Source organism: Psychrobacillus sp. NPDC093180 (assembly GCF_044754065.1).
GTDB lineage: Bacteria > Bacillota > Bacilli > Bacillales_A > Planococcaceae > Psychrobacillus.
The window spans coordinates 336,061-349,812 of the sequence record NZ_JBIVOJ010000003.1 but is presented as its reverse complement, the minus strand read 5'-3'; the positions used below and the strand labels follow the sequence as shown (position 1 = coordinate 349,812).

Annotated in this window: 6 protein-coding genes and 1 pseudogene; all 7 read right to left on the bottom strand. The window is 35.6% G+C overall.

Translation table 11 applies throughout. The features are described 5' to 3' along the window. Window positions 1-219: 219 nt before the first annotated feature. A complete protein-coding gene (locus ACIP9W_RS07135; protein ID WP_400787623.1) occupies window positions 220-825 on the bottom strand; it encodes a hypothetical protein in 606 nt (201 codons plus the stop codon). 431 nt (window positions 826-1,256) lie between these two features. Continuing rightward, window positions 1,257-2,132 (bottom strand): accessory Sec system S-layer assembly protein, encoded by an 876-nt coding sequence (locus ACIP9W_RS07130; RefSeq protein ID WP_400787621.1) that lies wholly within the window; start codon window positions 2,130-2,132, stop codon window positions 1,257-1,259. Next, a complete protein-coding gene (secA, locus tag ACIP9W_RS07125) occupies window positions 2,132-4,513 on the bottom strand; it encodes a preprotein translocase subunit SecA (protein WP_400787619.1) in 2,382 nt (793 codons plus the stop codon). The genes ACIP9W_RS07130 and secA overlap by 1 nt, the downstream gene beginning before the upstream one ends. Window positions 4,514-4,660: 147 nt before the next feature. Then, window positions 4,661-5,500 carry an endonuclease I family protein gene (locus ACIP9W_RS07120; RefSeq protein WP_400787650.1) on the bottom strand — a complete coding sequence of 280 codons (840 nt, stop codon included), beginning with the start codon at window positions 5,498-5,500 and terminating at the stop codon, window positions 4,661-4,663. A 537-nt stretch (window positions 5,501-6,037) separates the two neighbouring features. After that, window positions 6,038-6,451 (bottom strand): annotated as a pseudogene (locus ACIP9W_RS07115) (DUF6359 domain-containing protein); the annotation flags it as partial. A 104-nt stretch (window positions 6,452-6,555) separates the two neighbouring features. Beyond that, window positions 6,556-10,344, bottom strand: coding sequence for a chitobiase/beta-hexosaminidase C-terminal domain-containing protein (locus tag ACIP9W_RS07110; RefSeq protein WP_400787617.1), 3,789 nt, complete (start codon window positions 10,342-10,344; stop codon window positions 6,556-6,558). A 96-nt stretch (window positions 10,345-10,440) separates the two neighbouring features. After that, window positions 10,441-12,834: a bifunctional metallophosphatase/5'-nucleotidase gene (locus tag ACIP9W_RS07105; protein WP_400787615.1), complete on the bottom strand. Its 2,394-nt coding sequence runs from the start codon at window positions 12,832-12,834 to the stop codon at window positions 10,441-10,443. Between the last annotated feature and the right edge of the window lie 918 nt (window positions 12,835-13,752).

The following is a 13,752-nucleotide window of genomic DNA, read 5'->3' as shown; positions in this document are numbered from 1 at the left end:
GATACCCGCACTACCAGTCAGCTATACACTTCCGCCACTACGGCATGTTAGGGACTTTCACCCGTTAGAGAAAAGCGCTGCCAAGCGCACAAAAGTCTCTCAATCGGCTAGATTAAGAGACTTTCTTTTCCTTACAACCTACTTTTTTTCAAATAATGTGGTGGAAGTTACACAACATAACGTTTAGTATTTACTCTGAATAAATTCTAAGATTAATATTTACTTATTAATAATTGTAACTTTTACATCTTTATCACTTGCTTCAGCTTTAGCTTTATATTCTACTTTTGCAGTTCCAGCAGTATTTGTTACATCCCAATCAGTAAGATTTTGAAACGCTGTACTGATTTTAGCTGCTATGGTTTCTTTTGTATCTCCTTTAGCAACAGTTATTGTTTTCGTAACTTTTGTACCGTCATCAAAGGTTACATCCAATTTACCATTTGTTACAGCAGTTCCAATCACCGATAGAATATTCACTTCTTTTTTACCTGTCACCCCAACATTACCTAAGTTTTTTAAGAACATTTCTCCTTTTATTTCTGCACGATTTTCTTTTTCATTTACCTTAAACTGGGCATCCTTATATGCTTTTTCTGCTTTGGATGTAAAAATCAATTCACTACCTACATTTGTAATATCCCATTTTTCTGTTAGATCTTTATAGGAACCTTTTTGTGTTACATATATATTTTCAATTAAAGCTTCTGCTACTTGTGTACCGTTTCTAGGTTTTGGAGTATGATCAGTAGTTTGAGTGCTACCAAATAAATTTTCTTTGATGATTCCGTCACCGTCATTGATATAAAACTTAAAGTTGCTCATTTTTGGAGCTAAGCCTTCATCAAATTTGTAACTTACGACCGTTTTCGTTCCCCCTACTGCTTTTATTCCTTCAGTTAATTGAACTAAATCACTCGTAATTTCATTGCTATTCCCGTCTTATACCATACACTTGTATAGCTTTCGTTCCGGGCCTACACCATACAGGCGACTTTCATCGCATACGGCGTGCCATCAATAGTAATCATATTCTTATTCCCCCATTAAACTATACAATTAAATCAAAATAAAATAAATCAGAAAATTATGATATATTTCGCAATTTATTGCTTTTTCTTATGTTTCCGTCTTTTATCAACAATAATATACAGTGTTTTCTATCTAAATTTGTAGATTAATAGGGAAAATATCTTTAATAAAAATCACTCTAAATAATTCTTAGAGTGATTCCTTTACAACTAATTAATGATTTTTTATTTATTCTTCAAAATTTGAACTTTCCATTTAGAAAAATCAGGGTTCTTCTTTTGCACTAATTGTTCTGGAAATTTGAAAGTCCATGGCTTTGTTGCATTGCCTTTTACTATGAAATCTTCCAGTATAAAATTTCTAGAACAGATTTGTTCATTCGTTGCATCCATAACAATAAGTGAAAAATCCTTTACATTAATTGCTTCCATTTTTCCATTACGGATAAGAGCGGATGCTATTACATCGCCATTTTCTTTCAGCTTTACATCTAGTATCATGAGGCTGACTTCGGTTTCTCCTAGTTTTGGTAAAGACGTTACCAATTCTTCAATACGTTTGCGCTGCATTTGGGAAAGATGATTTTCCCATGACGGCTCAAGATCTAAAGAATGTTCTTTCGGTACTTGTTGTATAGCAAAAGCTATCTTCCATCCCTCATTTGGAATATCGTCTACTAATATATTTTCTTTTTCAAACGTAAATACCCAAGGCATAGAGGATAAAGCAGAAAGGGTACCCACCTCTTCCATATTAAAAGACTTATTAGCCAATGTTTTTCCTACTTCATCTAATAGAACTAGATCTAATGTGGAAAATTTTATCGGTTGATCAACCGTGTTTCGAATAAACGCTTCGATTTCTAATTTTTCCCCTGTTTGAGTTAACCGAATACCTGAGATTGATATTTGGTTTAGTTTCAAAGTAGGTAACTGCTCATGATGGTATTTTAAAACATAAGTTTGAGGCGTGGAGTATTGTTGTAACGGATGAAATTCTAGTGTGGTAGGCACTGCATCTTGATTAACTGTATCCGTAATCATAGCAGTTTCTAACTTTTCTTCTTCATTTTCCTGTTTTTTCTTTTGGAAAAAAGCCATTACCGCTCACTCTCCTTTTGTTCTTTCAATAGTTGTTTAACTAACCCCACAAAGCTAGTACTTACATTCGCTTCTATCTCAGATATCAGGGATGTAAATTCAGATAGTGCTTCTTTTTCGAACAGTTGATATGGATCTTGTTGGCTATATCCGCTTAATCCAATTCCTTCGCGGATACTCGTCATTCGATGTAAATGGTTCATCCAATTCGTATCCATATGCTGTAAAATCATTCGCTTTAGCTGTTGAATAAATAGTGAATTCGCTTGGAATATATCTATTTGTGGTTTTTGCTCCCCTAATTTTGAAATAGCCATCTTCTCTATTTGTTCTTGCTCTGCTTCCTTCCATTCCTGTTCATCCCACTCTAGAGACAAGAAGATAAGGGATAACTCTTTGAAAAAAGTTGCAGAATTGCGATCGTTTACATAGTTTTCGTTGTCTCCACAGTGAATTGCCGAAAGACGTTGGATGTATCTTCCCATATATTCATAGAGCTCCTCGAAAAGCATTTCATTATTCATATCAATAATTCGATCACGCATCGTATATATAATTTTACTTTGTTCACTAAGCGGCGTCTCTAGTTTTAACAAATGCTCCCGAGCAGCTTTATGGATGTACTCAACTGTTTTTTGAACTGTAATTAAATACTTATCGGGATGTGGTGATAGCACGAGTCCTTCTTCATTTGATTTTACTTTTTTTAAGTAAATCTCATGTTGTCCCTCATCATAATAAGTGAACAAATCATCTTCTAAAGAAATGATAAATTGGGATGTACCTGGATCTCCTTGTCGACCAGCCCGGCCGCGAAGCTGCATATCGATTCGACCGCTCTCATGGTGCTCCGTTCCGATAATATATAATCCCCCTAAATCCTTTACTTCCTTATCGAGCGAAATATCGGTACCGCGACCTGCCATATTCGTTGCAATCATTACTTGTCCTTTTTGTCCAGCAGTTGCAATAATATCTGCCTCATCTGCCTCTGTTTTTGCGTTTAAAACTTTATGTTGAATCTTTTCTTTTTTCAATTGCTTCGAAAGATTTTCTGACTGTTCGATGGAGGTTGTTCCAATTAAAATTGGTCGGCCAACACTATGTATTCGTTTTACTTCTGAAACTATTTTCTTTAGTTTGCTGTCTTTATCTTTAAAGATTAATTCAGGTATATCTTCACGTAAAATAGGTTTGTTTGTTGGAATCGTTACAACCGGAAGATGGTACGTTTCCCAAAATTCTTTTTTAGAAGGAGTTGCGCTTCCAGTCATACCAGCTAACCCGCTATATAGTCTGAAATAATTTTGGATGGTAATTGTAGCTTGGGTCACATTTTCATCCGTAATTTTTACACCTTCTTTTGCTTCAATTGCTTGATGCAAGCCCTCACTTAACGAGCGTCCCTCCATCACTCGACCTGTAAATTTATCAATTAACTCAATTTTTCCTTCTTTTACGATATAGTCCACATCAAGTTTTAGAGTGGCATGTGCTTTCAAGGATTGGTTAACATGTAAAAGAAGTTCCCTATGCTCTGGATCATAGAGATTTTCAATGCCAAATAATTTTTCAATTTTGGATGAACCTTCATCCGTCAAGTAAATATGTCTTGTTTCTGGGAACAATTCATATTCTTTTCCTTCTTTAAAGGATTTCATTATTTGAGAGGTAATTAAAAATAATTCTGCTCCTTCATTCGACTTGCCAGCTACTATTAGTGGTGTTCTTGCTTCGTCGATTAGAATGCTATCTACTTCATCGACAATTGCAAAATGATGCCCTCGCTGCACTTTATCTTCTTTACGGTATACCATATTATCTCGTAAATAATCGAAGCCGAATTCAGTACCTGTACCATATGTAATATCCGCTGCATAGGCATGCTTTTTTGCGTATGGGTTTAATTGTGAAACATTTAAACCCACCGTCATGCCAAGAAATTCAAGTACTTGGCCCATCTGCTCCTTATCACGAGCTGCCAAATATTCGTTTGCTGTGATAAGGTGAACCCCTTTTCCTTCTAGCGCGTGTAAATAACTAGGTAAAGTTGAAACAAGTGTTTTACCTTCCCCAGTATTCATCTGCGCAATCGATCCTTCGTGAAGTACAAAGCCCCCTATTAGTTGCACATCATAATGGCGCATCCCAAGTACACGTTTTGCCGCTTCTCGAACAACAGCGAATGCATCTGCTTGAATATCTTTCAATGTTTTACCAGTAGAAAGCATTTCTTTAAATTGATCCTTCATCCCGCGTAAATCTTCATCTGAAAATGCTTCATATTTGTTTTCTAACTCGTTAACTGTATCTACCATCTTGTTTATTCGTTTCAAATCTTTGGAACTATCATTAAATAGTTTTTTTATGCTTAGTAGCATTGAATGATTCTCCCTTTGTATTACTCTACTCATCTATTAAATTGTAATTTCCCATTCGCTTTATGAAAGGCAGTTAGACCCCATGGTGTATGGCAAATGAAAGTTTTATCCATGAGGTCTTTCTCTAATTATCTAACTAATACTTTTTTAGTTATTTTGCCAAATAGCACTGACCCATTCTGGGTGATCGATAAATGGGTTACGGTTGCCTTGCCAATTTTCGATAACATTGTTTCTGTTACGTTCAAACTCATCTACTGGGTCTTGTTTATGCCATTGTAGTAACACAGAAAGTTTTCCATGATAAGGATTGCTTCCATTGTTTACCTTTTCATTTAGCTCTAAATCTACTTTATCTCCTTGTTCATAGCGTGTTGCCATGTAAAATAGAATCCTTGCAACATCGCCCTTTACTCGATCTGGTGGTTCAAAAGAGTCTCCGTCTTTTTTACATGCAACACAATTCTTCACTGAACTACCACCGTTATCAAAATCTAAATTTCCTCGAGAACTATTCACTTGTGTATCAGTTGGACGAAGATGGTGAATATCCGTTCCGGGACCTATACTTGTCCCAAAATTACCGTGCGACTTTGCCCATGTATGTTCACGGTTCCAGTCTCCAACCATACCACCGTTACGATTTTTAGAACGTGACTCTCCCGTATAAAACAAAATAACATTATCGGGATTATTTGGATCTTCATCTGTTTCTTTTAAAGCCTCCCATGCCTGATCGTAAGTTAGCATGTTATGATCATCTATGATTTCATGAAGGGCTGCTTTTAATGCTTGACCTTGTTTTCCAAATGCATCTTGATAATATATATCTAGTGGTGACTGTTCTTCCGATTCAGTTCTTACTGTTATTGTAAAGCTCATACTAGCAGACTTTTCTCCATCTGTTGCTGTAATATCTACAGTATGACTTCCTTCTTCAAGCTCTAGCGTTAAAACAGAGTTTTCAATCGTCCCCTTTGTAGCCATAAATGTTAATTCATCATTGTCAGGATCAGAAAAGTATTCTGGCAAGTAGAATGTTAACACTTCTTCCGTTGTAATCGTTGCATTGGCGATTGCTTTTTCTATAATCGGAGCTTGATTTTCATCTGGTACAATAGGATTTCCCTCGATCAGATCGCCATTAACATTGAAAAAATGAATATTCTCTTTTGATGCTCCGTTTATGTAATCAATTTTTGTTTCTGCATGAAGGGCATGAATTTGTTTTACATTATTCCCGTCTATAATGATTTTTGGGATGATAGTATCATTGAAGTCAATAATTGCTCCTGAATTCAATGGTTTAATCCATAATGATGTATTCGTAAAACCATTCCCATTAAACTCTCCATAATCACCTGTAAATAGTACTCCATTTGAAATGTTAGTATTTTCAACTAGCGTAAGTGAAATACTTGGCTTCGTAATTACTAATTTATTGGTTGTTAGACTGTTGAAATAATATACTTTCTCAGCTGTGAGTGGTACTTCTTCTACTTCATCTTCTATAAACTCTATCTTAGTGGGTGATTTTAACCCGGACATTGCATGATAAGCTTCTAGACTACCAGTAATTTTTACTTTCTTCCCAATATGATCAGGGTTGGTGGATAACCCAAATTCCGATCGATAGGAGTTAGTGAGTTGTACTGAAATTACGTTACTGATATTTGTTTCTGTTGCATTATCTGCTAATACAAAATTTAAATCATCTTTAAATTTACTTTGATCATTTGTTATCGAGTTTGCCCCTGTTGTATATCCTACAATATAACCTTGAACTGTCGCGCTACCGCTATTATTAGCAATAGCTTCTGCTACTGTTATTGTCTTTTCTGCCGCTTCCGCTTGCTGAATATTATATGGGGTAACTAAACTTACAAATAATAGAAAGATCAACCCTACCAAAACTGATCGATTTTTAAAGTTTTTCATTATATTGCTCCCATCTACAAGTTTCCGATCTGAATAATAAAGAAGGAACCTCATAAATGAGGTTCACTTCTTAACCAATGAGTTATTCTGTTATTAATGTACCTTTAGTTTCTAAATAGAATTGTATCCTTAGATGCTCCGTTTTTGTATTCAATAATTGCATCAGAAGGTAGATTACGAATTTCTTTTACATTAGAACCATCAATAATAATTGATTTTACTTTTGTATTTTTAAAATCAATTATTGCTCCTGCATTTATTGGCTTAATCGTCAATTGTTGATCAGCAAATCCTTCACCATGAAACTCTGCATAATTTCCTGTGAATAGCACGCCATCCGTAATTGTGGAATTTTCTCCTAATGTAAGTGAAATACTAGGCTTCGTAATGATTAATTTTTTCGTTGTAAGATTTTTGAAGTCATACAGTTTTTCAGGAATGATTGGCGCTACAACTTCCCCTTCACCTTTTAAATCGATTTGTACCATTACTGGATCATGGTCACTTGCACGACCAGCCATATCTGTAAAATCTGCGTTGATATGCAGAATATCTGTTATTGTTTTGTTTACTAGGTTATTCGATACTAAGATATGATCGAGTACTTGGGAATTTCCTTGGAACAGATATGTGTAACGATCATTTTCTTCCACTTTATTAATCATATTTGTCATAAGCGTTCCCTCATGAATTTTAAGAGCATCCGTAAATTGGAAGTCATTAAAATCTCCAAGAGATACAATGTTTGCATTTGGGTTTTTAGTTTTGATACCTTCTACAAAGTTATAAACCACTTGTGCAATCTTTTTACGTTGTACTTCACTACCATAATTAGGTGGTTGTGTAGAACCAAATAATGGAGTGTCTCCTGACTTCGAGTTCCAGTGGTTTGCAATAACAATCACACTTTCGTCTTGGAATTCAAATTGTGCAGCTAATGGTTTACGGCTACTATTAAATGCGGAGTTATTAGGATCAATACGTCCTGGGTTATGTGTTAACTTACCATTTTCATACCCTACAGCTGTTGTTGCACTACCAGCAGTAGCACCTTCTGTTAACTTAACACGCTCTGGATTGTATAGGAATCCAACACGGATATTAGCATTTGGTGCTCCACCATCTTTACCGCTTTCAGGGTCGATATTTACGTATTTATATTTTACTCCACCAGCTTTTTCGATCTCAGCGATCAGCCTCTCATAGCTTTCGTTTGCTGCAGTACCTCCAGCTGCTGATCCGTTATTATCTTGAACCTCCGTTACACCGATAATATCAGGGCTTTGCATGTCTTTTGCAAATGCTCTAGCTAATTTTTTTGCTTTATCGTCTGGAGATTCATTACTAGCTTTGTTGTTCGAGAAGTTCTCTAAGTTATAGGATGCTATTGTTAACTTATCATTCGCTTTTACAATGTTTGTTGTTTCTGGTTTAGCATTTCCTTTTTGGTAAGCATCTTTCATGACTTGTAAATCTACATTTACTTTATAGTTTTGGAAACCATAGTTTACTACTCCTATAATTGGTCCAGTAAATTTGTCTCCTGTTGCTACCTCAAAGTTTCTTGCTTCATTGTTATCATACATTTTGAATTGGATTCTATCAGGATTTGCAGTTTCTTGTGTTAATTTTACTCCACCATGAAGTGTATTCGTTTCTCTGCTTTCTAAAACCGTGATTAGATCTCCATGTTCTTGTGGCGCTACTGCTTTTAGATTTCCAAATTGAACGCGCATACCTTCTAAGCTTTCCCAGAAATCAATTGCATCTTCTTCAGGATCAAATTTAGTAAGACCGTCATTGTCAATTACTTCCGATGGTAAATTAGTTTCGTCAATAACTATTGGTGTTGGAAGAGTTACGTTGGTTTCCACCACACTTACTTTTCCACCCTGATCATTTCTAGCACTAATTTGTGTCACTGGTAGGTCAGTTTCACCTTTTGTATCATTATATCCGTCAATATTGTATTCACTAACCGAACCTGATACGCTTACTAATTCCCCGACGTTTACATTAGCAGCCGTATTTCCCGTGAACACAACAATACCTTCTGAGGTTTTTGGATTACTGTCTGCTAACTCATCAGGTGTTTGCATATGGAAGTAGTTGTTTCCACCTAATTTATATTTATATGTCACTACACCCTCAATATTTTGGACAGTTTTACCTTTATACGATGAATCATGTCCTTCACCTTGGATGTGATGAACGTGAAGTTTATCTGTTACTTCATAATTAAATGTACTTACTTCACTAAACGTACCATCTTGTCCTTTTACAATTGCTTTTACAGTTGTATTTTTATCAATTGTAATTGGACCTGTATATTTAGCACTGTCGGCAGTTGGTGTATCACCGTTTAATGTATAATATATTTCTGCATTTGCAGTAGTTGTAGTTAACGTTACGTTTGTGCTTCCAGTTAATACCCCGCTACCTGGTGTAGCAGATGCTTGTGATATAAGGGAACTGTCTGCAACAATATCTTGTTTAGAACGTGGAATGATTTGAAAAGTTCCATTAAATTCTTGTACGATTCCTGTGATAGATTCGTATGTAGTGTCAGCAACTAATCCTAAGTTACTAGTTTCATCGCGAACAGTGAATGTGTCACCATTTGCATCCGTAGCTGTATAGTTTTGACTTTTTCCAGATATAGTTACACTATTAACTTTTGCTAACTTAGACTCATTTGATTCATCTACTTCAGCACCAGTTAGTAATACAGGGGTTGGTACACCTTTAAATACTGGTTCTCCTACAATCGTTGCATTTTGTAATTGTAATAATCCATTATATTCAGACAAACTACCTGTAACAGTAATTTCATCTCCAACATTTCCTTTAACTGGTTTTGGGAAGATTGCAAGTGCACCAGTTCCATCTTCAAAGTGAAGTGTATTTTTTAGTGAAGCTGTTATAATACCTTTTACAGTTACTTCCCCCGTTTTTTGCGCACGTGCTTCTGCGATAGACATTCCTTCAACTGGTGTTTCAGGATTTGTTGAGTCTGCTGCTGCAATTGCTACTGTTGCTTCACTTGTTATAGATGATTCCTTGTCACCTTTAACATTAACTTTAATAAATTTGCCTTCTTGTTCCACCGCTAATGTTAATGTTTCATTTGTAGCTCCATCAATATTTGTGTAAAGTCCCTCTTTTGTATCAGCCATTTGCCATTGGAAAGATACATTTGTCGCGCCTTCATTTACTGAAGCCGTTAAAGTTTCACCAACTTTCGCTGTCCCAGTAATTGTTGCTGTTGTAACCTCAACAACTGGATTTGTTGGATCAGACGGTGAGGAAGCATCCATTTCGTGTGAGCCTAGATTTGAAAAAGTATCTTTAGGATATTCAATCCATTCTTCAGATGAATCAAAAGAATTTGTTGTGTCCCTATCTCCTGAAGTAACATTGTTTTTACGGACTAGAGTAACATCCTTTAAATTCTCAATTCTTGAACCAACCTGTCCAATCGAATCTACGACTTCATCATTTTTCTTTAAAAGGACCGGGTCATCTCCACTAAAATTAATAACTGACGTATTTTTAAGATTTCCCTTACTAGTGATTTCAGTATTAGTAGAGTTATAAATTACATATGTCTTTCCATTTTCCAATGTACCAGTTAAGTTTAGTTTCTGACTTGCTGAAGTAGCACCATTAGAATAAAGTTCCAGAGTGTATTTACCTAAATCAATTGTAGAACCTGTTCCATTGTATAACTCAATCGCTTTGTTAGTACCACTACCTTCAACATATTCTGAAATAATCAAATCCGTTGCTTGAGTAGCCGCTACCACTGCAGATGGCATTGTAGGTACTACTACACCAGCTACTAAACTAGCTGATAATACAGCGTTTACTGGTTTTTTCCACTTATTACTCATTAAAACGATTCTCCTTTTAGTTACAGATTTTAATGAAGCGAATGTTTTATAAAGTCTATAAGCCTTCCGCCATTAACAGAAGGCTTATAATAGATTTTATATAGTTGTTTCTCCAGTTACCTCAATACCACTCAAGTTATAGACATCTGTATCAAGACCTGAAAGATCAAGATTGCCTTCTACTTTAATGTTCTCAAAGGAAGCATTCTCTGTTAGTGTACCTGTAAGAACTAGGTCACCTTTAACAACTACATGCTTAAAAGAAGCTACATCAGTCACAGATACTGTAACGTCACCAGAGTAAACTTTTGGTGCATTTTCTGTACCAGAGAAATCTTTACCCGCTATTTCTCCACCTGGTATTTCTGTTTCTGGTTGTTCTGGTTCCCCATTTACATCAATAATACGTCCTTCAATTTCAGTCGGAATTGCTGTTAATGAAACTAAAAGTTCTTTGAAATTTTCCCAATCGGACAGACCCAAGTCTGTTACACGACCTTCTGCATAAGCTGTTGCAAATACATCAAAGCCATCTCCACCTTTTGCAGTGAAGGCGTTTGTTGCAATAGTGTATGTTTTTGTATCTTCAAGTGCAGTTAACTGACCATTTGCATTTTTGTATTTGATGGATACTACACGCTGACCAGCAGGTTTAGTAGAATCATATTTTACTTCTGCTCCTGCAACATGCAAGAATCCACCGTTTTCACCTGGTAGTGATTTTAAGCTAATTTCAAATGCAGCTTTTAATTCTGCCCCTGTTACATCCATTGTTGCTAATGTATTCGCAAATGGCAGTACCGTGATAACTTCACCAACTGTGATAGGACCTGCATCGATTGCTGCACGAATACCACCACCGTTTTGTAATGCCATGATAACTTCCTTACCTGATACTTCTTTAGCTTTTTTAAGCATTCCGTCCGTGATTAAGTTCCCTAGAATTGTTTCATTTTTACGGACACTTTCACCAGTTGTATTTCCTGTATCTCCAGTACGTGGGTTTGTTAACGCAACTTTTGCTTCCACACCAATTTCTGTTAAAGCAGTTGCATCCACTTTTTGTTTATACTTTGCTAAGATAGCTGCAGCCTCTGGATCTGCAGCCTGACTACCAATAGCAATTAGTTTTCCTGCATGTCCTATAATTTTTCCTTGTTTATCAAACTCAACATCCAGTACACCTAAATTGCTATTAGCATTTCCAGTTTGAACGATTAATGTAGGTGTTCCTTCCGCGTCAACAACAGTTGGTTTACTTAATGTTGTATGACTATGCCCACCAACGATTACGTCAATGCCTTCAACTTCAGCAGCCAATGTCAAGTCATTGTCAATTGCTGCATTGTCATCGAATCCAATATGCGTAATCGCAATAATTTTGTCTACTCCTTGGCCTTCAAATGCTTTAACCGCTTTTTCAGCTTCTGCTTTATAGTCTTCAAAAGTTACTTTTCCAGGACTTGAAAGAGATGCAGTTTCTGCAGTAGTTAATCCGAAAATACCCACTTTTTCTCCATCAATTTCTTTTATAATTCCTTGATAGATTTTTCCTTCTTCCGGTTTACTTGAAATTACATCGCTAAATAATCCTGTGAACTTATCATCTTTCGAGAAATCTACGTTAGCAGATACAAACGGGAATTTAGCCGCTTCTACAAAATCTTTTAGAGCTTGAAGACCTTCAGCAGATGAACCTAGATCAAACTCATGGTTACCAAATGTCATTGCATCATATTTCATTAAATTCATAAATTCTAAATCAGCCATTCCTTGGAATTCATTAAAGTATAATGTTCCAGACATTACGTCACCAGCATCCAGTAGCAACGCATTTGGTTTCTCATCTCTTACTTCTTTTACAGCTGTTACACGTTTCGCGACATTGTCAAGACTAGCATGTGTATCATTCGTATGCATGATAGATAAGTTAAAGTTTTCTTTTGGAGTTTCTACTGGTTCAAACGTAACTTCTTTTTCTTTCCCAGTTTTGTCAGTTACTTTTAGAGATTCTCCCGACACTCCCTCTGCAAGTGTGATAGTTGTTACATTTTCGGGAACTGAAATTTCTGTTACATTGTTATTTTCAATCGTTATCTTTGTTGCATTCGTACCACTTAAATCAACTTTGCTATTTTGTGCCACTGGGTTTAGGAATATTGTGGCATTCTCAAGCTTGTTTCCTTTAAGTGCTACCGATCCTTTAATCTCGATATCATTAGCTGCGATATTTCCTAAACTAATAACAGGATTATTGCTAGCTGGATTAATAATTATTTTGGCATCTTTCAATGAACCATTAGCAGTTGCATCCAAAAGTTCAACTTGTTTTGTAATAACTACTTCACCTTTTAGATTAGTATTTCCTGAGAAATTCACATCTGCATGAGCTACTACTGCTGGTACTGATGCTAGTCCTACTAAAGCCGCTGTAGATAATACCGCGTATCCTACAGGTTTCTTAAATGATTTTCTTTTTTTGATTTGCATCTATTCTCTTCCCTTCTATTTCTATATCCATGGAGTCTTATGTGTTTTACAAAATATTTCTCTATTCGACAAATATATTAACTTAGTAATTAGATAACAGAAGAAAAGGGAGAAATCAGACTTCTCCCAATTCTTATCTTTCTAAACTTAGTTGAAAGTAGTGCTTCTTTCTACGTTAATACTATGGATGTTTAAGGTAACGTTAGCTTTATCTTTAACTATCAAATTTTTCACAGTTCCGTTTGTTAAAGTAAGTGCTTCTCCATTTGTCATACCTGTTAGATCAATTGTTAGTTCATCAATTGTCTTCCCAGTTAAATTGAATGTTGAACCAGTAGCAATATCTCCAGAGATTGTGAAAGCTTTAGCCCCTCCTGAGATTGCATTGTTAAATTCTGTTACAATATTTCCGCTATTCCCGTCTTATACTACATTTATGTAGATTTCGGTTCGGGCCTACACCGGACAAGCGACTTTCATCGCATACGGCGTGCCATCAGTAGTACTATTCTTCTTATTTCCCCATGAAAATTGTACCATTCTCCTTTTCTGAATAGTGTAAAACTACTGTAAGGAAATTGTAAATTATGTCAACCTATTGTTAAGATATTAATTAATTTTCTTTTATAATTCAGAGAGTAATGAGTAATTACAAACTACAAAAAGAAGAAATAAGCTATATTATGCTTATTTCTTCCTTTATGGTTCTATTTGTCTCTAACTAAACATTTATTATGTAACGTTGTGCTTTATGATCAACATTGCTAGACAATATAAAATAAGAAAAAGGAAAAAAGCCTCTTGATCGATTACTCGATCAAGAGGCTTTCTATCCTCATGCAACCTAAATTTCATAAACCGCTCAGAATTATTTAAGAACTTGCTACCCAGATTAACAGGGATAATTATACAATAATT